This is a genomic window from Natrinema marinum (assembly GCF_024296685.1).
Classification (GTDB): domain Archaea; phylum Halobacteriota; class Halobacteria; order Halobacteriales; family Natrialbaceae; genus Natrinema; species Natrinema marinum.
The window spans coordinates 2,173,873-2,194,556 of the sequence record NZ_CP100763.1 but is presented as its reverse complement, the minus strand read 5'-3'; the positions used below and the strand labels follow the sequence as shown (position 1 = coordinate 2,194,556).

Below are 20,684 nucleotides of genomic sequence, written 5' to 3'. Positions count from 1 at the left end.
TTCTCGAGGTTGACAGCGAGCACGCTGTCCGCCGGGAACTGAGACGTAGCGGGACCCAACAGCGAACCCGTCTAGTCGAGATACCGTGACTCCCACGCCTGTCGGTTCTCGATGGCTTCCTCGCCGTCTTCGGTGATCGCGTAGTAGTTCGTTCGCCGATCGAGCTGGCCCTTTTCGACGAGGTTTTTGTTGACGACGGTATCGAGATTCGGATACAGCCGGCCGTGATTGATCTCGTCGCTGTAGTACTGCTCGATTTCGTCTTTGACATCTTGCCCGGATGGTCGATCGGCACCAGCGATCACGTACAACAGGTCTCGCTGAAACCCTGTGAGGCCGTCCATAGACAACCACTCCGATCGTTTCGGAGTTTGTAATCTCGTCCGTACACGTCCGTACGGTGAGGCAACTAGTTGTCGTTTTATCCGTTCGAGCGCTGCTTCGACCCACTCGTCGCTCAACACCCCCGTCTCGCTGAGCGGCAACTGAGCCGTCATCACGTCGTTCCGGTCTCGAGGGGCGACAACTCGACGATCACGTGGGACCCCGTTCGAGACCGTCTACCCCAGGGTTCCACCGCTATGACGATGTGATCCGCTCGTCCACTCACTCGGAGTTTGCGAATGACTCGCCGATGTACTGGTCTTCCCACTCGCGACGGGCCTCGAGTTCCCGCTGGCCGCGAGCAGTGATCGTGTAGTAATTCGTGCGGCGGTCGCGTTCGCCTTTCTCGACGAGCCCCTTGTCGACAACGTCGTCGAGGTTCGGATAGAGTCGCCCGTGGTGGATCTCCTTTTCGTAGTAGTCCTCGAGTTCCTCTTTGATCGCGAGTCCGTGTGGCTCGTCCTGGCCAGCGATCGCGTACAGCAGGTCGCGTTGGAATGCGGTGAGATCGTACACGCCGTGAACGTCTATTTCTCGGTGGATAAAAATTCCGAGATCAGCTGTTCTAATACAAATAACAGGAAGCGATCGTGTCGATCACCACGGCGGCTCTACGTGTCAGCCGTCGATGGCCCGAGTCCATCGCTGCCGTGGTCTTGTCAGTCGACGACGGTAGTCCGAGCGGCCCCCTGCTGCGGCCGGCCGCTATCGGTGTTCACTACCGTCACAGCAGGATTCCCAGGCCGCGACTCCGGAACTGCTCGCCGCCTCGAGGTGGCCGCCGTCTACCTAGCGATTGTTCTCACGCGCGGATAGAGTTACGAATCAGTCGAGAAGGGATTCCGGGGCGACGATCCAGATCGATCCCTCGTTTCGCACGTGGACTTCGACGCCGGCGTACCGAAACCAGACGTTGGCGTTTCCGTTACCGATCGGCGGATACAGCTTGTCGAGCGCGTTGGTGTTGATCGCGTAGAACATCGGTGGGAGTCCGGTCGGATCCCTGTCCAGCGTCGTTGCGACGCATCGCACTATCCGCGCGGTTATCGATTCGCCGTCGTCTCCGAGCACCGGATCGTATATCGCCTCCGTCTCTTCCGTGCGAGTAATTTCACTTCCCATCTTCCCATCATGTATTAGTCGCTCGATTGTTTTCTCGCGGTACTTTTGATAGTGGCTGGGTGGGGAAGAATCACACCCACTGGGAGGTGCGAAACGAGCGTCGTGAGACTGGCCGTTTCCTGCGACCGATCCCAGACGATGAGGCCGGCATCCGCGAGCTTCGGGAGATGGACGTGGTACAGTTCCGTCCTGAGGCAATCAGCATCGCTCCCTTCTCCCCTGATATGGTCGTCTCCGGACAGATGTTCCGCGAGCTCGGTAAGCGTCGTAGTACCCGTTGTTTGCATTAGACGCCGAATTACGTTTCGGCGCTGCTCGTTGGTCAATGCGCTGAACACACTCGTCCAATCGATCTGGTCGTCTGTGTACATACATCGAATAATCTGAGCAAGTATGCCAGAAGATACCGCTTGTTATTTCAGCCGCGTTAAGTCCCTCCCCCTTATAATACGAAATTATTCTTGAACGTCAGCGGCGGACCGCTCGAGGAGAACTTTTTTCAATACCCTGTCAGCACCGCGGCGGACGTTCTCCGAAGCGGATTGTTCGGTAATTCCGAGTTCCCCGCCGAGGTCTCCGAGCGTGGCTCGGCGCGGTACTTCGAAATACCCGTTTTCCACGGCGAGGACCAGCGTGCGTCGCTGGGCGTCGCTGAGGTTGAACGCGTAGCTTCCCTGTTGTTCTTCCTCGAGCGTGTAGACACGGTTTAACTGGAACCGGATTTCGTGGCTCGTACAGTAATTATGGAATTGGGTGAGACCCGCGTGGGTATCGAATCGAATTCGGAAGTACCACTTTTCGTTTCCTCTGGCTTCCAGAATCGTCGCATCAGTCTCGGACATGCCGTAGATGAGGCTTTCGATGGGGTCTTCCCACTCGACCCGGTAGAGCGCGTCGTCTTCGACCACGTCGAGCGCGGTGAGTTTCTTGACGTGGTCACTCGACCGGACGGCCGCTTCGAACTCCTCGAAGTGGCCGCCGTGAACCCAGAGATACGGCATCACGCGGCCGGACGCGGGCACGACGCGTTCCATCTCGATGTGTGTTTCCGGATCTCGAGCGAGCACTTGGCCGAGAATGAACTCGCTCGATTTGATAGTGAACTCGGCGATTACACTCATTCGTAGTCTCTATGACGTGGTCACCCAAGAGTACTTGCCATCACACGAAGGCTGGCAGGTATGAAATTAGACATTGGAAAAAATATTTCGAGCAGAGTCCGAGTATCGCGTAGGTCGACGACGCACTTCCGCAGAGACGTGGCCGAATCGCCGTCGGACCAGGTATACCGGGCGGTCCGTCGTCCATCGCTACCCAGGCGGATGACTTCCCTCACTTTCGATGGGGTGAAGCCGGTTTCAGGGGAGATGGCGTCGGCTGGTCGCCTACATCCTCTTCGGCCGACAGATCCGATTACCTGTGGTACCGGGTGACTACGTAGGTTGCACGGCTGGTACTTTCCCTTACTCATCGGTTTCTACCCGCTGGCGGAGACTCCCGATGACTACCGATCGAACGACCCAGTGACTCACGTCGATCGTTCGAGTCGTTCCGCGGTACGTCCCACAGGACGCCAATATCGGGGCGTACGACCCGATCTCGGGGTCATTCCCGATGCCGACGACGACCAACACCGGCCCCAGATGCTCGAGATGAACCGCGAGTGGACTCCCTTCAGCGGCAACAACTGATTCGTCACCGTCAACGCCAGTCCCGTCGGCGAGGACGAAGAAGACAACATCCCCGGCAATCAAGACTGGTGGCAGACCTCTCAGTAGGCGGACGCGGTCGATGTCGTCGCCGTCGAGCGACGCGAGCATCGATTCCGTTCTCTTCGACCCGACCGTGTCCCGGCGACTCGAGCAGCGCTGCGTCGGTTCCGCCCCGTTTTCGGACCGAGGCGGCTTCGCTTTGCCTTCGGACGAAGTCGGTTCCAGCGGTCGCCTCGGGCGTCGACGGTCGGCGGCCGCCGGCCGCGGGCGGTGACGTGACTGCGCGCTAACCTGTACGTCGCCGTTTCAGGAGCCAGTCGGCCCAAAGGCGCTCCCTACTCGCGGATCTAGCGTCGGGACGACCGATCGCCGGTCACGCGTCCCAGACGGCCCGTGACGGGTGGAAACGGTAGCGAAGCGTCGCTCGGACCCGACACGGGTGACGGTTTCTGATCGCGAACCGACGGTAACTGCCTGCTGGCAGGGGTAACCGGGTCGAAACAATGAGTCGGTGGACCGTCCGCTGACAGTGAGACTCTTGGGATGTTCGATCAATCAGTACAGGATTCGGGCTCGTCGGCCGCGAGGGGCGACCGCGACGAGGGCGAATCGACGGCGGCCGTTCGACTCGAGGGCGTCAGCCACCAGTACGGCGCGACTGGCGGCCGATTTCGCTCGAGCGACGAGCGAACGGTGACCGCGCTCCGCGATGTCTCCCTCGAGCTCCCGTCGGGGACCATCGTCGGGCTCGAGGGACCGAGCGGAAGCGGGAAGTCGACGATCCTCCACGCCGTCACGGGGCTGTTGGTGCCGACGGCGGGGCGCGTCGAACTGCGGGGGACCGACATGACGGAGCTGTCGGACGCGGAGCGAACGCGGCTACGGCGTCGACACATCGGGATCGTCTTCCAGCGGTTCCACCTGTTGCCCTCGCTGTCGGCCCGCGCGAACGTCGCGCTTCCGCTCGTGCAGGCCGGCGTCCCGCGGGGTGATCGGCGAGCGCGGGCTGAGCGGCTGCTCGAGGCCGTCGGCCTCGGCGACCGCGCGACACACCTGCCCGGCGAACTCAGCGGCGGGGAGCGCCAGCGGGTCGCGATCGCGCGGGCGCTGTCGACGGATCCGGACGTGATCGTCGCCGACGAGCCGACGGGGGAACTCGACACGGCGACCGGCGCGGATGTCCTCGAGCTGTTGACCGATATCGGGCGCGATCGGGCGGTGCTGGTCGCGTCGCACGACGAGGCCACGCTGTCCGTCGCCGACCGGGTCGTCACCCTCCGCGACGGGCGGGTGGTCGGGAATGGCTGACGGCGTCGCCGGCAGCACTGAGGGGGACCGACGAACGCGCTGGTCGGGACTCGTCCGCCTGACGCTCGCGCGGTGGTGGCAGCGAGCGACGCGGACGACGACGGGCCGCATCGTCTCGACGGTCGGAACCGTCGCGCTGACGATCGCGCTGCTGGTGGTCGTGACCGGGGTCGCGCTGGCGCTGGCCGACGGCGGCGTGACGGGGCGAGACGACGCGGCCGTCGCCGTCACGCCGGAGGCCAGCGGCACGCTCTCGTCGGTCGACGGCGTCGAGGGGCCGCGACTCGGCGCGACCAACGAGCGAGCCGCGGCGATCCGCGACCGCGACGGCGTCGACCACGCTTCGCCGGTGCTGGTCGAGACGGTTCGACTCGGACCGCCGAACGGCGACGCGAGAACCGTCCGACTGGTCGGCGTCGTCCCCGACGAGGAGCCGCGGACCGTCGCGGGCCTGTCGACGGCCGGCCTCGAGCCGGGCGATCCCCGCTATGCCGACGGCTCGTACGACGGCCCGCGGACGGGCGAGATCGTCCTCTCGGAGACCGCGGCACAGCGGCTGGACGCGTCGACGGGCGACGAGCTAACCGTCTCGACGGGACCGACGCGCTCGAGCGGCCCCTCGGTGACGGTGACCGCGGTCGCGGACGGCCGAGCGGGCGGGACAGACGCGCCGGTCGCGCTCGTTCACCTGAGCGACCTCCAGTCGCTTTCGGGTGCCGCCGACGGCGGACTGGCCGATCGCGTCCTCGTCTGGGGCGAGCCGACGGCGGCGCAGTCGGCCGCCGCGGACGCCTACCCAGCCGCTGCGGTGGAGGTCGCCGGCACGACCGACCCGTCGTCGCTGTTCGATGACGGGCTGGCCTTCGCGACCAGCGTCATCGCGCTCGTGGTCGGCGTGACGATCTGCGCCTCGTTCGTCGCGACGACCATGGGGATGACCGTCGACGAAGATCGGCGTACCCTCGCCGTCCTCGAGTCCGTCGGCGTCCCGACTCGCGGTCGGCTGGCCATCGTCGCGGTGTCGACGGGGATCACCACGCTGGTCGGCGGGCTCGTCGGCGTCGGCCTCGGGGCGGCGGGGATCGTCGGGGTCAACGCTATTGCCGGCGCGACCGTCGCGCCGGGAGCGGTCGCGCAGTTCCACCCGGTGTTCGTCCCCTACGCGATCGCGGTCGCCCTCTTTTCGGGGCTCGTCGCCGCGCCCTACCCGCTCGCGGTGGCCGCGCGAACCTCGGTGCTCGAGGAGGTGGGCCGATGAGCGCGGCGGGAGCGATCGTCCGAATGCGGGCCGTCGTGGGCCTCGCGCTCGCACAGCTTCGGCGCTCGCCCGGTCGGACCGTCCTCACCGTGTGTGCGGTCACGCTGGCGGTCCTCTCGGTGACGGTGCTGGCGAGCCTCGGAATCGGCGTCGTCGAGAAAGGCGAGCAGGGGCTCGATAGCGCCGACCGCGACATCTGGATCTCGCGCGATCCCGTCGATCCGTCCGCGAGCGGGAGCGAGAACCCGATCGTGGGCGCACACGGGATGGCGGCCGAACTCACCGCGCGTGAAGACATCGAGAGCGCCGCGCCGATCGCGATGTACGACATCTACATCGGGACGAACGAGTCCGACCTGCGACGCAGGCCCGCGGTCGGCGTCCAGGAGACTCACGAGGGGTTCGACTTCCGGTCGGGTGAGGGGTTCAGGGTCGACCGCGAGGCCGCCCTCAGCCCGCCGCCGGCAGAGCCGCGGACCGGCGAGATCGTGCTCGATCCGCGGACCGCCGCGGCGCTGAACGTCTCCGTCGGCGACACCGTCCACATCGGGACGAGCCGCCAGACGGCCTCGAGCTACGAATTCACCGTCGTCGGCACGTCCTCGTACTACTCGCAGTATCTGGGCTCGCCGGCGATGACGGTGCCGCTGGGCGACCTACAGGCCGTCGCCGGCACGTCGGGAACCGACCGAGCGACGTTCGTCACCGCCGACGTGACGGCAGATGCCGACCGGGACGTCGTCGCGGACGAGCTCGGCGCGGCCTACCCCACCTACGAGGTCCGCACCAGCGACGAACAGGTCCAGGGGATGCTCGAGGAGCGCACGGTCGTCCTCGCGAGCGGCGCGACGCTGGTCGGGCTGGCGATCGTCGGCGGCGTCATCCTGACCGCGAACCTGTTCGCGCTCGTGGCCCACCAGCAACGCGAGGAGCTCGCGGCGCTGCGAGCCGTGGGTCTCTCCCGGCGGGTCCTCGCCGGGACGATCGGCGCGCAGGGGCTCATCATCGGCTTGTCCGGCGGGCTCGCCGGGCTCGCGATGACGCCGCTGGTCGTCCTCGGACTGAACCGGTTCTCGACGGCGGTGCTCGGTTTCGAGCGCCTCCTGCGAACGCCGCCCGAGGTCTACGCCGGCGGCTTCGCGCTCGCACTCTGTGTCGGCACGGTCGTCGCGCTCGTCGCCGGCTGGCGGGCCGGCCGGTACGCGCGTATCGAGCACCTCGAGATCTGAGTGTCGCCGCGCCCGCCGTCCACAGCGGTGTCCCGCTCTCCACACTGTCCGTTCCCGGCTCGAACACCCCGAACCCACTTGCCGGGGGAGGCCGTACGTCCCATGATGCGAATTCGAACGCCCGCCAGCGATCGCGCGGAATCGTCGTCCAGTACGGAATCGACGGCCGACACTTCGTTCGGTGGTCGACTCGCCAGATACGCGCTCGTCGCCGGCGGCGTCCTCGCGCTCGCCTACGCCGCCAGGCGAATTCGTAGCTCGAGCGGGGACGGCGACGGCATTCGATCGGTCGACGAATTTCAGGAGCGAGCGGCCGAGGCCGTCCCCGACGAACTCTCCGAGCCCGTCGCGACGATCCCGATCGGGGAGCCGGGCGACGAGTCCGAAACGGAGGCGTCCACTGCGGACGAGGGCAGCGACACGGTCGACGAGACGGAAACGAACGCAGCGTTCGCCGACGAGCGCGCGGACGCGGACGCCAGCGCCGACCCGGCCGAGCCCGGCGAGATGGCGGTCGACGAGGAGATCGCGGACGAACTGGTCGAGGACGAACTCGAGGCGGAATCCGAGGACGAAGGCGACGAGGAATCCGCGGCGTCCGAGGAGTAGGTTCGACCTTCGAGGCCGCCGGAAACGTGGCTCTTATCCGCCGCTCGGCCCTACCGTATTTCGATGACTGACGGGGACGTCGCGGCGTTTACGCACCTCGGAGCGACGGTTCGCGGGGCGCTCTCCGAACGCGGCTTTTCGACGCCGACGGCACCGCAGCGACTGGCGATTCCGCCGCTGTCTGCCGGCGAAAACACGCTCGTGATCGCGCCCACCGGGAGCGGCAAGACCGAGACGGCGATGTTGCCCGTCTTCGACCACCTCGTCGCAGACGCTGGGCCGCCAGAGGGGTTCGGCGTGCTCTACATCACGCCGCTGCGGGCGCTCAACCGCGACATGCGTGAGCGCCTCGAGTGGTGGGGCGACTACCTGAATCTCGCAGTCGACGTTCGCCACGGCGACACGACGCAGTACCAGCGGGGGAAGCAGGCCGAGAACCCGCCGGACGTCCTGATCACGACGCCGGAGACCGTGCAGGCGATGTTGACCGGAGAGCGACTCCGGGAGGCGCTCGAAGACGTCTCCCACGTCGTAATTGACGAGGTTCACGAACTTGCCGCCTCGAAGCGGGGCGCGCAGTTGGCGATCGGTCTCGAGCGCCTGCGGGACCTCGCGGGGCCGTTCCAGCGGATCGGGCTCTCGGCGACCGTCGGCGATCCCGGCGAGGTGGGGAAGTTCCTCACCGGCGGGCGGCCCTGTGAGATCCGCGAGATCGACGTTGGGAGCAACGTCGATGTAGCGGTCTGCGAGCCCGAGGTGACCGAAGCGGACGAGCGGCTGGCCGGCGAGCTGATGACCGAGCCCGACACGGCCAGCCACGTCCGGCTGATCCGCGATCTGGTCGCCGAGAACGAGTCGACGCTCATATTTGTTAACACGCGCCAGACCGCCGAGGCGCTGGGCTCGCGGTTCAAGGAACTCGAGCTCCCGATCGGGGTCCACCACGGCTCGCTCTCGAAGGAGGCGCGGATCGACGTGGAGGACCGGTTCAAGGCCGGCGAGCTAGACGGGCTGCTCTGTACCTCGTCGATGGAACTCGGGATCGACGTGGGCCAGGTCGATCACGTGATCCAGTACAAGAGCCCGCGGCAGGTCACGCGACTGCTCCAGCGGATCGGCCGCGCGGGCCACCGGCAAGACGAGGTCTCGAGGGGGACGATCGTCACGACCCGGCCGGACGACACGTTCGAGGCGTTGTCGATCGCCCGGCGGGCCCGCGACGGCGAGGTCGAGCCGGCGGCGATCCACGAGGGCAGTCTGGACGTGGTCGCGAACCAGTTGCCGGCGATCGTCCAGAGCCGCGGCAATACCTCCGTCGACGACGCCGTCGAGACCGTTACGCGCGCCTATCCGTTCCGACACGTGCCCGAGGAGACGATCCGCGAGATCGTCTCCGAACTCCACCGCAATCGAATCCTCTGGTTCGACGAGGGCGAAGACCGCATCGAGACGACGGGCGGGACCTGGCAGTACGTCTACGCGAACCTCTCGATGATCCCCGACGAGGAGACCTACGAGGTCCACGACATCGCTTCTGGTGGTCAGATCGGGACCCTAGACGAGCGGTTCGTTGTCAACTTCGCCCAGCCCGGCGAGGTGTTCATCCAGCGCGGCGAGATGTGGCGCATCGCCGAGATCGACGACGAGGAGGGACGGGTCAAGGTCAGTCCGATCGAAGATCCCGCCGGCGAGGTGCCCTCCTGGATCGGCCAGGAGATCCCCGTCCCCGCCGCGGTCGCCGGCGAAGTCGGCGAGATCCGCGCCGTTGCGCAACCCCAACTCGAGGCCGGAGCCGACGCCGCCGCCGTCGGCCGCGAACTCGCCGGCCGCTACCCGGCCGACGAGTACACGCTGACCGAGGCCTGCGGCCAACTCGAGCGCCAGGTCGAGAGCGAGTCGCCGATGCCGACGGCGGAGCGACTGGTCCTCGAGCGACAGGGCCGGACGATCGTGCTCAACGCCCCGTTCGGTCACACGGCCAACGAGACGCTCGGTCGGATACTCTCCGCACTGTTGGGCCAGCGCGCGGGCTCCTCGGTCGGCCTCGAGACCGACCCGTACCGGATCGAACTCGAGGTGCCCACCTCGATCGCCACCAGCGAGGTGCTCGAGGTGCTCGAGGAGACCGACCCCGGCCACGTCGAGGCGATCGTCGAACTCGGGCTCAAAAACTCCGACGCGCTCGCATTCCGGCTCGCGCAGGTCTCGGCGAAGTTCGGCGCGTTGAAGCGCTGGCAGGCGAACGGATCGGGCCGCATCTCGAACGACCGCTTACTGGCGGCGCTCGAGGACACGCCGATGTACGAGGAGGCGATCCGAGAGGTGTTCCACGAGGATCTCGATGTCGAGCGCGCGAGCGCCGTGCTCGAGGGGATCCAGTCGGGCGACCTCGAGTTGGTGACCCACCGCGGCCGGACCCCGGTCGGACAGGGCGGTCGCTCGTCTGGCGGCAAGGAACTGCTCGCGCCCGAAAACGCCGACGCGAGCGTCATCGAGACGGTCAAAGAGCGGATTCAGGACGACCGGGTCATCCTGCTGTGTACCCACTGCAAGGAGTGGAAAGTGACGACGAAGGTCAAGCGGGTCGCCGACCAGCCCGAGTGTCCCGAATGCGGTTCGACCCGGATCGCCTCGCTGAACCCGTGGGCCGACGAGGTGGTGCAGGCGGTCCGCGCCGAGGAGAAAGACGACGAGCAACGCCAGATGACCGAGCGCGCGTTTCGAGCGGCGAGTCTCGTCCAGAGCCACGGGAAGCGGGCCGTGATCGCGATGGCCGCCCGCGGCGTCGGCCCGCACAACGCCGCCCAGATCATCAACAAACTCCGCGAGGACGAGGCCGAGTTCTACCGTGACATCCTCTCGAAGGAGCGCGAGTACGCCCGAACGCAGGCGTTCTGGGACTGACCGACGGTCGCCGCCACGTCGCGACCGCACCGGCGATAGCAACGCCGACGGGTGTTGCCGGACCGCGTGAGATCGTTCGCGAACGAAGGCGATCAGTCCCGAACGAACGACTCCGCCACGTCTCCCGGCCCGATGACTTCGAGATTCCCGGCGGACTCGAGTTCGCTGGCGTATCCGGCGGCCTCCTCGAGGACCGACACGGACGTCTCGTCGAGTTGGCCGAACGCGAGCGACGTGATGCCACCCATCTGCGCGGTGAGTTCGAGCGCCGATCGCGCTGTAGCGGCGTCCGGGCCGGAGATCCGCGTACAGAGGTGCGGGTTCGTGGCGACGCCCTGCGATGGATAGCGCCCGGCGAAGGCGAGGTCGTGGTTGTTCGCAACAGCCTCGAGTGCATCTCCGTCGTACCGCCCCTGTGGGTAGGAAAAGTACTGGGAACCGTCTTCGAAGCCCTCGTCCTCGAGCCACGCCTTGGCGTCGGCGACCTCCGCCTCGGGATCGTACTCCGCCGACCCCGAGAGCGCGAGGCCGTGCATCGAATGGCTCCCGATCGTCCAGCCGGCGTCGGCGAGTTCGTCGAGGTGGTCGCGGAGCAGGTGGTCTCCCTCGGCGCGGCGGTCCTCGCGGATCCGACTCGGGGTGACAAAGGAGACGGCGGGATAGCCGTGCTCAGATAAGACCGGTAGCGCGCCCGTGTAGTCCGTCTCGTAGCCGCCGTCGAACTGGAAGACGACCTTCCCCGTGTCCGGCGCGGGGACGAATCGGAGATCGTCGATCCACACTGCGCCCTTGTCGTCGTCGCCCGTCCAGCGGAGGATCTGGACCTCGCGGACGGCGCTTAGGTCCGGCTCGCCGTCGACGGTCGCGACGCCGAAATTGTGCCGGACGAGCGGCGTGTCGCTGTGAGCGCGCTGCCTGAAGACCAGCCGGTTTCCGTCGCCGTCGAGCAGTTGCACGACCATATCGGCTTCGTGGTCCGTCGTGACCGCCAGGCTCGGCCGGAGTCCAGAGAGATCATGCGGCTCGGAGAGTTCCCGGACGATCCTGACCTGATCGTCCTCGCCCGACTCGAGTTTCGCGGACTGCGAGCCGGTGACGGCTCGATCCGCGTCCGCCGTGAGCGTCCCGAGGGGCGCGGTCCAGGCCTCGAGCGTTTCGAAGTCGTCGAACGGCTCGCCGCCGCTCGAGTCCGCCCGTCTCCCGTCCGGGCCGTCGCCCGACTCTTCCGTGCTGGAGCAACCGGCCAGCGTGGCCACCAGCGCTGCGCTGAGATACGTTCGTCGTTTCATCGCTGACGACCGCCTCCCCGACGGAGGGCCGTATTGTTATTCTCGATTGTCAACGGGGAATTTCCGTCGATAGACCGAGCGAAACTCCCTCGAGACAGCGCGGTCACCGCGATAGCGGTCGCATTGCCGAATTGCCGCGGGCGCTCGGCGTCGGTGTCGAATACGCACCGACTATCCACGTTGCAGCCGAGCAACCGCGGTGTGCGGTGCCCCTACCGCACTCGAGTTCGCCAGCTATCGACGGCGATCGTCCCGTACCGAGAACCGATGCGTGCGGCCACGCGCGACCGTACCGCCGTCGAAACCGGGACGGTAAGTCGCGCGAACGCGTCTGTTTCCCGGCCAGCGATCCGTAACGGCCATACGACGCGGTGTCGTCAGTTCGTCCATGAAATTCGCACCCGGGGCCTGGAAGTACGCCATCCTTCCCCTGCTCGCCGCCCCGTTTGCCTTCATCATCAGCGTCACCGCGAGTCTCGTCGCGCTCGCGGTCGGCGTCGGCACCCTCGCGTTCTTCCGCGACCCTGATCGCACTCCGCCCCCGACGGGCGTCGTCTCGCCCGCCGACGGGACCGTCTCCGTCCTCCGCGAGGAGGGCGACCGGGTTCGGTTGGGCGTTTTCATGAACGTCTGGCACGTCCACGTCGTCCGCGCCCCCTTCGCCGGCCGCGTCACCGAAGTCGAGCACGTCCCCGGCGCGAACCGCCCCGCCTTCTCGAAGGAGTCCGACCGCAACGAGCGGGTCCACGTCCGCCTCGAGACCGACTCCCCGAACCTGCCCGCCGCGGGCGACGAACGGGACGAGACGATCGCCGATGACGGCGGCGAATCGGTCGCGGACGATGCGTCGACGCCGCCCGCGGAGTCGGTCGGCGACGCCGAGGTGACGCTGATCGCCGGCGCGTTCGCCCGCCGCATCCACCCCTACCTCGAGCGAGACGATGCCGTCGAGCGCGGCGACCGGATCGGCCACATCGCCTTCGGCAGCCGCGTCGACCTCCTCTTTCCGCCCGCGGTCGACCTCGCGGACGTCGCGGTCGACGTCGGCGACTCGATGACCGCCGGGGAGACCGTCGTTCTCGAGTCGCCCGCCGGCGACCCCGACGGCGTGTTCGATCTCGCGTCCGGTCCCGACGGCCGGGAGGAGTGATTCGGCTGTGGCTACCGCTCGGGCGGCCCGCGTCCAACCTACCTTTTCGTCGTAAACGACGCGTTCAGACCGCCCGGATTCGGCTGAATCCGCTCGAACCGGTCGAAACGGTTAGGCCGGTATTTGGGGTCTCGTCACCAACGAAACTACCAGCAGCACCTCCGATGGCGAGTCCACCCTCTCTCTCCGATCAGCGGTCGACCGGTTCGAACACGCCGAGCGAACGCCGCGACGACCAGCGCGGCCGCCTCGAGCGAGCAGCGCCGGGGTTCGCCACCCCGATTCGCGCGGTCGGATTCTGGGCGGCGATCGCCATGCCGATCCTGTACGTCCCGTTGCTCGTGACCGGCCTGTCTTCGTCGCTCGACGGGCTCCTCTTCCTCGCGTTGCTCGCCGGCCACTTCCTCGCACTGTACGTCGGCCACGCACATCGCCGATAGGCGGAAGCCGTTCGCGATGAGCGCGGGATCGGTCGGCAGCAGGCTCGACGCTCACTGTCCGACGGACCGTAACGCACGATAAGCAGCGATTACGAGGGCCGTGCCAACGGCGTTCGAGGACCGCTCTGGCAGGGACTCCCTATCTGACTCGACAATAGACGTATTCGGCGGGTCCGTACCCGCCGAATGCAACGGGATGGAGAAATGGCGCTCGACCGCCGGTCGGTAACTCGTCTCAGAGCGGCGCCCGCTCGCGGAGTTCTGGCTCTTCTTCGGTCTGTCGGAACTGCTCGAGCAAGGGCTTGATGTCGTCGAACCCCTCCTCGAGGACGATATCGCCGCTGCGCAGGTCGTACTCGATGATATCGTAATCGGCCAGTCGAGGCAGGTGGTTGTGGACCAGCGAGACGTACACCTGCTGTCGGGTTTCTTTGTCGATCCCGGCGATGCGGGCGTCGAGTTCCCAGGCCGCGATCTGGCTCACGAGGTCCTCTATGTTCGCTGTCCGGTCGGTCGCCAACTCGTAGAGCAGGAACCGCCGTTCGGGTTCCGAGAGCAGGGAACAGGCTACTTCCATCCGACTGGCGTTCGTCTGGTTCATACATCTCCCAAGCACCCAGTGGTATTACACCTACTGCCAACACAAATTGGGTCCCGATCGATCGGTCGTAATCCGCGCGTACTGAATCCGCCGAATTCCGTACTTCGGGGCTTTCTGGGGCGCACCCGTGCGTATTCGGTCAGTTCTATTGACTATTTATTTCTCGAGAACGAGTATAGAAGTATATTGCGTCGCTCGGTCATCGCCCGTGATATACATTGTCATTTGTTATCACGGGCGACATAATTAAGTGGGTGACTGGCTTACACGCTGGTATGGCCGCTCACGGCCGGCCCGCACTGCGGGACCTGTTCGACGAGTCGCCCACCCCTCACATTGCCCATCCCCCTCGGACCCACCATCGTGATTTCTACGTCGCTACCGACGGGTCCTTCCGTGACTCGGGCGGTGGGCTGGGCGCCGTCATCGAAACGCGCGACGGCACCCGCGTCGCACGCGTCGCGACCGCGGACGCGCCGCCGGACAACAACGTCGCCGAATATCGGGCGCTGCATCTCGGCCTCGACGTCCTCGCGGCTCGAGCGCCGCGGGACGCCTCGGTCGGTGTCCTCATCGACCACGACGTGCTCGCCAGCAACGTCAACAACGCGATCCTCGCGACCCAGCACCCGGACGGCAAATCGCCCCGACCGGTCTCGATCCCGGCGGCGACGCGGTATCACTGGCGCGGCATTCAGGCGCGCCTCAGCGGCTTCGAGGAGGTTCGAGCCGCCCGCATCGACAGCGATCAGAACCCGGCGCATCCGCTCGCGAACGCGCCCGAGCAGTACCGCCACGTCAACCGTGAGCCCGAACGGTGTGTCCTTCCGGAGACACCCGAGCCAACGACGACCGAGTTCCCGCCGCCGTCCCGCGCGGATCGGAACGGCGGTGGCCGCGCGTCCGACTGATCGCCGGTAGCCGCCACGCTTTTTCGCTCGATCCACCCGGAACCGCCATCGTTTTCTCGCGCCTCGAGAGAGTCGTCTCCGATGAGCCTTCGCGTCGCGGTCGCCGCGCCGTTCATCCAGAACGGCACTCGCCGCCTCAAGGAAAACGAGTTCGTCGTCGCCCTCTCGCTCGATCGGGACTGGTTCTCACCCGATCAGGCCAAGCGACTGATCGACGTGGCCACCGGGGAGGGCTTACTCGAGCGCGACGACGACGGCCTCGCGGTCGCGTTCGACCCCGGCGAGGTGACGGTCCCCGAGGAGTTCGTCCCCGACGAGGACCTCCTGCGGGAGCGGTCGGCGTTCGAGCGCGTCCTCGACTCGCTGGTCGCCGAGGGCATGGAGAAACACGAGGCCGTCGGCGCGATCAACGCCTTGCAGGGGGAGCTCGGACTCACGATCGAGGCCGCCGCGGTCGTCTACGCGCGCCGGCAGGGGATCGCGGTCGACGACCTCGCGCCGGTCGCCCGCGAGGCCGTCCTCGACACCGAAGACGGTTAATCCCTCGCGGGCCGACCGACTCGCATGGTCGAAGAGCGGATCACCGACGGCCGCCGGATCGCCGAACTCCTCTCGAGCGAGATCGACGGCCGCGAAGACGGCGAACTCGCGCGCTTTTCGGTAACGAACGCCGATAGAGATGTCGAGCCGACGACGGACGGCGCTCGCGCCTACGACATCACCCGCGACGACGACCGATTCGCCCGAGCGTTCGTCCAGGAGGACCGCGCCCGCCTCGAGTTCGAAGCCGGCCAAGACGCGGCCGCCGAGGCGGCGGCCGAGGTCGACCTCCGGGTGCGCCCGAAGGCGACGACGCCCCCGCGGACGCTCGTCTTCGTCGAGAGCGGAGCCGAAGTCAAGCGGGCGACGGACGTGGTACAGGCGGTGAGCCGGCGGCTCGAGGACGAACGCGTCTAGCGGCCTTACGCGCTCGCTTCGTTCTCTTCGTCGTACAGTCGAACCATTCGCCGGAAAAAGACGAGCATCAGCGCCATCGAGAGCGCCACACCGACGCCGGTTTCGACGCGCCGGCGGTCGACGGCCGCTCGCAACGTCCACAGATAGACCGGGGCAGACGCGGCCGCGAACAGGGTCTCCCTCGAGCGCAGCGGTTCACGCTCGAGCCAGACCCGCTCACCGAGGACGACGCGCGTCGCCCACGCGTCGTCGGTTTCCGGCGGCGGGGAGACGAACGGATTCGCCGCGACGAACAGGAGCGTGCCGACGAGCAGCCGTCGATCCCGCCGGTAGATCGCCCAGACGAGCGTCGGATACGCACCCATTAGCGTCCAGACGCTCCACGGGTTCGCGTGTCGCGACCAGAACCGGCGGCGGACGGCCATGGCTCACTCGAGGTCGGCGACGAGCCCCGGTAGCGCGGTCGCGATCTCCCGTTGCTCGACGTGCGCGACGGCGCGCTGATCCGGGCCGGGGCCGTCCGCGAGCAGCACCTGAATCGCGCGCAGTCCCGTCTCGGTCGCGCCGCGAACATCGGCCTCGACCTCGTCGCCGACGTAGACCGCCTCGGCGGGGTCGACGCTCAGTTCGTCCGCGATCGCCTCGAACGCGCGCGGATCGGGTTTCCCAGCCTCGAGTTCACCCGTCACGAGGGCGGCGTCGAAGGCGTCCTCCCAACCGAGCGTCTCGAGTTTGTCCCGCTGGGCGCGGACGGGGCCGTTCGTGAGCAGGCCGACGCGGTACTCGCCGCGCAGATCCGCGAGCATGGCCTCGACGCCGGGCAACGGCTCGAGGTCGTCGGCGATCGTCTCGCGGTAGGCCGTCGCGACCGCGGCCGGGTCGGCGTCGCTGTCTGCGAGCAGGTCGGCGAAGATGGGCTCGCGCGTCTCGGTGGTGAGGTTCCGGCGGTGGGCCTCGAGGTAGTCGTCGCGCGATAGCGAGGGCGCGCCGGTGGTCGTCGTGGCCTCGTCGAGGATGGTCGCCCGATCGCGTCGGGGAACGGCCAGCGTGTAATCGAGGTCGAAGACGACCGCCCGTGGCATAGACGGTATGGGGTGCTCGAGCGGGTTGAAGCTATCCCTTCCGATCGAGGTTCATTCGTCACGGTCCGCTCGCAGTACCGCTCAGACCGTGTCGACGGTTCGCTCGAATGCTTGGATCGCGTCGTCGCTTCCCGCGACGATCACTTCGTCGCCCGTTTCGATAGCGGTGCGTTCGTCAGTGTAGACGGTATCGGCACGGGCAACGCCGACGAGCGTCCAACCACGGTCGGTCTCGCGACGGACGTCCGCTACCGTCTCACCGACGAACGGCTCCGAATCGGCCCGAACGAGGCGAATCTGACTCGTCGGATCGATCACTCGCTCGCCGTGTACCTCCGTCGCGACCAGCCGCGCGGCCACCTGCTGAATGGAGAGGACGTAATCGGCGCCCGCTCTGAACGCCGCCTTCGTCTTCTCGCCGTCGGTCACTCGAGCGAGGATCTCTACCTCGTCCGAGAGCGATCGAGCCATGGCGATCGTCAACAGGGCGGTCGAATCGTCGTCGACGGTGACGACCAGTGCCGAGGCGTCCGCGATGCCGGCGTCGCGAAGCGTCTCGGGTTCGGTGATATCGCCGACGAGATCGGGATTCCGAGCCGCCGATTCGTCGACGGTCGTCGTCGACACGTCCGACGGGAGCGCCTCGACGGCCGCGGTACCGCCCTCTCCGAGGCCGGCGACGATGATCTCAGATGGGGTCGTGATGCGTCGCGACCGGACGCCGGCGACCTCGTTTGCGATCTCGTCGAGTTCGCTCTCCGGCCCGGCAACGACCAGCACGGTGTTCGGCGTCAGTCGGTCATCCGGTGTCGGCGGCACGTGCAGCACGCCGTCGAACCAGCCGGCGACCAGCGTCAAGTTCGGATGGGCCACGATCGGCGAGTCGCGCACTCGGACGCCGTGCAGCGGACTGTCCCGACGGACGAGTATCTCGCGAACGTCGACTTCGTCCGCCTCGGAGCGACCGTTGACCGCGATGGGGGTCGCCGCCTTCTCCGCCAGTCGCTGCCCGATCAGCGCGTGCGGGGCGACGCTCCGGTCGACGCCGACTTCCGCGAGCGCCGCTTTGCGGCGCGTCGACGCCGTGAAACTGATCACGCGGAGGGCTTCGTTCGCTTCGAGCGCAGTGAGGACGACGCTGGCAGTTTTGTCGCCGGCGTCGGTGATCAGCAGCGACGCCCGGTCGATCGTCGCTCGGTCGAGGTCGGATCGTCGCTCCGGGTCACCGTGGATCGCCTGATAGCCGTCGTCCGAGAGCCGCTTTGCTTCCTCCTCGTCGGATTCGATGAGGACGTAATCGATATCGAGTTCCTCGAGTTCGCCGAGCAGTATCTCGGTGTCGTGCTGGTACTCCGCGATAACGACGTGGTCGTTCTTGATCGTGAGCCGGTCGTCGAGGTTCAGCGGCGTCCGTTCGAAGAGCGGAATGACGAGGACGCGCAGCGTGATGAAGCCGATGACGACGCCGGTCAGTTGAATCGTCACCATCAACACGTTCATCATCGGCGTCGACCACGGCGAATCGGCACCGTACCCGGTCGTCGTCATCGTCTCGACCACCGTCTGAAACGACCGGAAGACGGACTGGGGACGGTTCTCGAGCGCGTACATTCCCCAGTTGTAGACGATCGTGTAGAAGAGAACGGTGAGACCGAGCCCGGCTACGAACAGCACCAGCAGTCGCTGTCGTTTCGTGAGGTTTCGCGGGTGGAGTCCGTCGCTGTCTCGGAGTGCACGCATCGAGTGGCCCCGGTCTCTATCAGTAGTCGCTCTGAACGATTAAATGACTGGCTTTACCTAACGCACAAATTGTCCCACACTCAATACTGTTCTCTTGGACAACATTTCTTCTATCGGGATATTATTCCTCATTTGCCCACGCTCCACAGTCATGTCTTCCCAGGAACAGTTAACGGGCGAGCACGCGTTCTGGAAGATATGAACCGATCGACTCGCGATACACTCATCGCACTCGTGGCAGGCGCAGGAATCGCCGGCGGCCTCTACTGGCTCGGCGGCTATGCCAGTCTCGCGCTCGTGACCGGTCTCTGCTGGGCCTGTGGACTCAAACTCACCCTCCACATCGGGTGGCGCTATCCGGCATACGCCACCGGCGAGACGTGGGCCGACAAACGATGGACGGGGCTGAGTACCGGACTCGTTTCGCTCGCGGCCCTCGTCGGTGTGAGTCCGTTGCTCCCGCTTGCGAGCGAACTTCGACTCGGACTCGGCTTCCTCGTCATCGGCGCCGGGCTCGTCGCGTACGCTGCGGGGACGCTCGCCGTCCTGGAACGCGTCGAAAGCGATTCGAACGCTCCCGCTTCGAGTCCCGCCACACAGTACCCGGCGGACGGCGATTGACGCGGCCGGTTCACTCTTCGGCCGGCTGAGCGGAGCCGACGCGGCGCCGCTCTAGCACCCCGACGACGACGGGTTCGATCCGGCTCGAGTACCCCATGAGCGAGGTGCCGAGGACGCTCATGACGAGGACGTAGCCGACGGCGAACGCGTAGATCGTCTCCGCCGTACCGGCGGCGAGACCGGTACCGGCACCCGAGAGCGCGAGGCTCGCGATGATCAGCGAGAACTCGCCGCGGGTGGCCATCCCGAGGCCGACCCGGAGCGACCGGCGGTCGTCGAGATCGTAGATCTTCCCGCCGAGGTAGCCGCTCACGATCTTCGTCGGTGCCGTCAGGATCGCCGCGGCGGCGATGGTGGCGAGCACCGACGGCGAGAACAACCCCGGATCGGTGACGAGGCCGATCCAGACGAAGAAGATCGCCGCGAACGCGTCCCGAAGTGGCTCGAGCAGCCGCTCGAGGTCGTGGACGTGGTCGGTCCCGGAGAAGGCCATCCCGACGAAGAAGGCCGCGACGGCCTCGCTGACGCCCAGCGCGTACGCGATCCCGGCCACGAGGATCGTCACCCCGAGCGCGCGGACGACCACGAACTCGTTGGTGTCGGCGTCGAGGAACCGCTGGAAGAAGCCGGTGCCGTACGAGACGAGCGCGAGCAAGGCGAGGATGACGCCGATCGCGATCCCGATCTGTCCAGCGGCCGTCGCGACATCGCCGCCCCCGAGGACGAGCGCCGACACGATCGCCAGATAGACCGCGATGAACAGGTCCTCGTAGACGAGGATCCCCAGCAGCGGCTCGGCCTCGTCGTTGGCGATCCAGCCCAGATCGAGCAGCGACTTCGTGATGATCGCACTCGAGGAGATGTAGACGATACCGGCGGTCAACACGGCCGCGAGCGGCCCGCCGAAGACGAGATAGCCGAACCCGAACCCGAGCGTGAAGTTGACGGCGAGATCGACCGTGCCCGCCTTCCCGATCCGGTTCCGGCTCGCGAGCAGCCGCTCTAAGTTGAACTCGAGGCCGAGGAAGAACAACAGGAGGACGATCCCGATCTCCGCGCCGACGACGACGAAGTCGGTGTCGGTGAGCGCGAGGCCGCCCGTCGCTGCGAGGAGGTCCACGCCGCCGAGGGTCAGTTCGGGAACCGTAACGGTGGTGCCGCCGATCCCGACCTCGCTGCCGGCCAGCGCGGGCAGTTCGCCGAGGACGTTCGAGCCGACGAGGATCCCGGTGAGGATGTACAGCGGGATCACCGACTGATCGAGCCGGCTCGCCAGTACGCCAGCGAGCGCGACCGCCGTAAAGAGAATTCCGACGTCGACGAGTGCCGTCTCGGTCGCCACTATCGGTCACCTCCGACTGCGTGCA

Annotated in this window: 23 protein-coding genes; 11 read left to right on the top strand and 12 right to left on the bottom strand. The window is 66.7% G+C overall.

All coding sequences use genetic code 11. The annotated features are described in order from the left end of the window. Positions 1 to 71: 71 nt before the first annotated feature. From NKH51_RS10915 to NKH51_RS10895, 6 genes are all read right to left on the bottom strand, one after another. A complete protein-coding gene (locus NKH51_RS10915; protein WP_254761711.1) occupies positions 72 to 344 on the bottom strand; it encodes a PadR family transcriptional regulator in 273 nt (90 codons plus the stop codon). A 262-nt stretch (positions 345 to 606) separates the two neighbouring features. Next, complete coding sequence (locus NKH51_RS10910; protein WP_254761710.1) at positions 607 to 900, bottom strand: PadR family transcriptional regulator; 294 nt, start codon at positions 898 to 900, stop codon at positions 607 to 609. Between the two features lie 309 nt (positions 901 to 1,209). Then, the gene (locus tag NKH51_RS10905) at positions 1,210 to 1,506 is read right to left on the bottom strand and encodes a HalOD1 output domain-containing protein (RefSeq protein ID WP_254761709.1); all 297 of its coding nucleotides are present in this window, start codon (positions 1,504 to 1,506) and stop codon (positions 1,210 to 1,212) included. 14 nt (positions 1,507 to 1,520) lie between these two features. Continuing rightward, positions 1,521 to 1,877, bottom strand: a complete 357-nt coding sequence (locus tag NKH51_RS18925) for a DUF7344 domain-containing protein (RefSeq protein ID WP_425606668.1) — start codon at positions 1,875 to 1,877, stop codon at positions 1,521 to 1,523. An 84-nt stretch (positions 1,878 to 1,961) separates the two neighbouring features. After that, the gene (locus tag NKH51_RS10900) at positions 1,962 to 2,627 is read right to left on the bottom strand and encodes a helix-turn-helix domain-containing protein (protein WP_254761708.1); all 666 of its coding nucleotides are present in this window, start codon (positions 2,625 to 2,627) and stop codon (positions 1,962 to 1,964) included. Positions 2,628 to 2,969: 342 nt separating this feature from the next. After that, positions 2,970 to 3,326 carry a hypothetical protein gene (locus NKH51_RS10895; protein WP_254761707.1) on the bottom strand — a complete coding sequence of 119 codons (357 nt, stop codon included), beginning with the start codon at positions 3,324 to 3,326 and terminating at the stop codon, positions 2,970 to 2,972. A gap of 435 nt (positions 3,327 to 3,761) precedes the next feature. Here NKH51_RS10895 and NKH51_RS10890 point away from each other — a divergent pair, with 435 nt between their 5' ends. The 5 genes from NKH51_RS10890 to NKH51_RS10870 all read left to right on the top strand — a co-directional run bounded on the left by NKH51_RS10890 (position 3,762) and on the right by NKH51_RS10870 (position 10,526). After that, the gene (locus tag NKH51_RS10890) at positions 3,762 to 4,526 is read left to right on the top strand and encodes an ABC transporter ATP-binding protein (protein ID WP_254761706.1); all 765 of its coding nucleotides are present in this window, start codon (positions 3,762 to 3,764) and stop codon (positions 4,524 to 4,526) included. After that, positions 4,519 to 5,784, top strand: coding sequence for an ABC transporter permease (locus NKH51_RS10885; protein WP_254761705.1), 1,266 nt, complete (start codon positions 4,519 to 4,521; stop codon positions 5,782 to 5,784). The genes NKH51_RS10890 and NKH51_RS10885 overlap by 8 nt, the downstream gene beginning before the upstream one ends. Continuing rightward, complete coding sequence (locus NKH51_RS10880) at positions 5,781 to 7,013, top strand: ABC transporter permease (RefSeq protein WP_254761704.1); 1,233 nt, start codon at positions 5,781 to 5,783, stop codon at positions 7,011 to 7,013. The genes NKH51_RS10885 and NKH51_RS10880 overlap by 4 nt, the downstream gene beginning before the upstream one ends. Before the next feature lie 105 nt (positions 7,014 to 7,118). Next, positions 7,119 to 7,622 carry a hypothetical protein gene (locus NKH51_RS10875; protein WP_254761703.1) on the top strand — a complete coding sequence of 168 codons (504 nt, stop codon included), beginning with the start codon at positions 7,119 to 7,121 and terminating at the stop codon, positions 7,620 to 7,622. A gap of 63 nt (positions 7,623 to 7,685) precedes the next feature. After that, positions 7,686 to 10,526, top strand: coding sequence for a DEAD/DEAH box helicase (locus NKH51_RS10870; RefSeq protein ID WP_254761702.1), 2,841 nt, complete (start codon positions 7,686 to 7,688; stop codon positions 10,524 to 10,526). Between the two features lie 92 nt (positions 10,527 to 10,618). Here NKH51_RS10870 and NKH51_RS10865 read toward each other — a convergent pair whose 3' ends face one another. Next, positions 10,619 to 11,815, bottom strand: a complete 1,197-nt coding sequence (locus NKH51_RS10865; protein WP_254761701.1) for a polysaccharide deacetylase family protein — start codon at positions 11,813 to 11,815, stop codon at positions 10,619 to 10,621. A gap of 388 nt (positions 11,816 to 12,203) precedes the next feature. On the opposite strand from NKH51_RS10865, the gene NKH51_RS10860 reads away from it, so the two are divergent. Then, entirely contained in the window at positions 12,204 to 12,965 is a 762-nt protein-coding gene (locus tag NKH51_RS10860) for a protein sorting system archaetidylserine decarboxylase (RefSeq protein WP_254761700.1), read from the top strand. A gap of 164 nt (positions 12,966 to 13,129) precedes the next feature. Further along, positions 13,130 to 13,405, top strand: a complete 276-nt coding sequence (locus NKH51_RS10855) for a DUF8028 family protein (protein ID WP_254761699.1) — start codon at positions 13,130 to 13,132, stop codon at positions 13,403 to 13,405. A gap of 235 nt (positions 13,406 to 13,640) precedes the next feature. On the opposite strand, the gene NKH51_RS10850 is transcribed toward NKH51_RS10855, so the two are convergent. Beyond that, a complete protein-coding gene (locus tag NKH51_RS10850) occupies positions 13,641 to 14,006 on the bottom strand; it encodes a DUF7344 domain-containing protein (RefSeq protein ID WP_254761698.1) in 366 nt (121 codons plus the stop codon). 275 nt (positions 14,007 to 14,281) lie between these two features. On the opposite strand from NKH51_RS10850, the gene NKH51_RS10845 reads away from it, so the two are divergent. The 3 genes from NKH51_RS10845 (at position 14,282) to NKH51_RS10835 (ending at position 15,874) form a co-directional block, all read left to right on the top strand. Beyond that, positions 14,282 to 14,917, top strand: a complete 636-nt coding sequence (locus NKH51_RS10845; protein WP_254761697.1) for a ribonuclease H family protein — start codon at positions 14,282 to 14,284, stop codon at positions 14,915 to 14,917. 81 nt (positions 14,918 to 14,998) lie between these two features. Next, positions 14,999 to 15,457 (top strand): DUF2240 family protein, encoded by a 459-nt coding sequence (locus NKH51_RS10840; RefSeq protein ID WP_254761696.1) that lies wholly within the window; start codon positions 14,999 to 15,001, stop codon positions 15,455 to 15,457. Between the two features lie 24 nt (positions 15,458 to 15,481). Further along, the gene (locus tag NKH51_RS10835; RefSeq protein ID WP_254761695.1) at positions 15,482 to 15,874 is read left to right on the top strand and encodes a DUF7993 family protein; all 393 of its coding nucleotides are present in this window, start codon (positions 15,482 to 15,484) and stop codon (positions 15,872 to 15,874) included. A 5-nt stretch (positions 15,875 to 15,879) separates the two neighbouring features. Here the strand turns inward: NKH51_RS10835 and NKH51_RS10830 are convergent, their stop codons facing one another. The 3 genes from NKH51_RS10830 to NKH51_RS10820 all read right to left on the bottom strand — a co-directional run bounded on the left by NKH51_RS10830 (position 15,880) and on the right by NKH51_RS10820 (position 18,696). Further along, positions 15,880 to 16,299, bottom strand: a complete 420-nt coding sequence (locus NKH51_RS10830; protein WP_254761694.1) for a DUF6653 family protein — start codon at positions 16,297 to 16,299, stop codon at positions 15,880 to 15,882. A 3-nt stretch (positions 16,300 to 16,302) separates the two neighbouring features. Then, the gene (locus tag NKH51_RS10825) at positions 16,303 to 16,956 is read right to left on the bottom strand and encodes an HAD family hydrolase (RefSeq protein ID WP_254761693.1); all 654 of its coding nucleotides are present in this window, start codon (positions 16,954 to 16,956) and stop codon (positions 16,303 to 16,305) included. Between the two features lie 81 nt (positions 16,957 to 17,037). Next, positions 17,038 to 18,696: a potassium channel family protein gene (locus NKH51_RS10820; protein ID WP_254761692.1), complete on the bottom strand. Its 1,659-nt coding sequence runs from the start codon at positions 18,694 to 18,696 to the stop codon at positions 17,038 to 17,040. 198 nt (positions 18,697 to 18,894) lie between these two features. On the opposite strand from NKH51_RS10820, the gene NKH51_RS10815 reads away from it, so the two are divergent. After that, on the top strand, positions 18,895 to 19,317 hold the full coding sequence (locus tag NKH51_RS10815; protein WP_254761691.1) for a sterol desaturase: 423 nt from the start codon (positions 18,895 to 18,897) through the stop codon (positions 19,315 to 19,317). 10 nt (positions 19,318 to 19,327) lie between these two features. On the opposite strand, the gene NKH51_RS10810 is transcribed toward NKH51_RS10815, so the two are convergent. Continuing rightward, complete coding sequence (locus tag NKH51_RS10810; protein ID WP_254761690.1) at positions 19,328 to 20,659, bottom strand: cation:proton antiporter; 1,332 nt, start codon at positions 20,657 to 20,659, stop codon at positions 19,328 to 19,330. Positions 20,660 to 20,684: the final 25 nt, after the last annotated feature.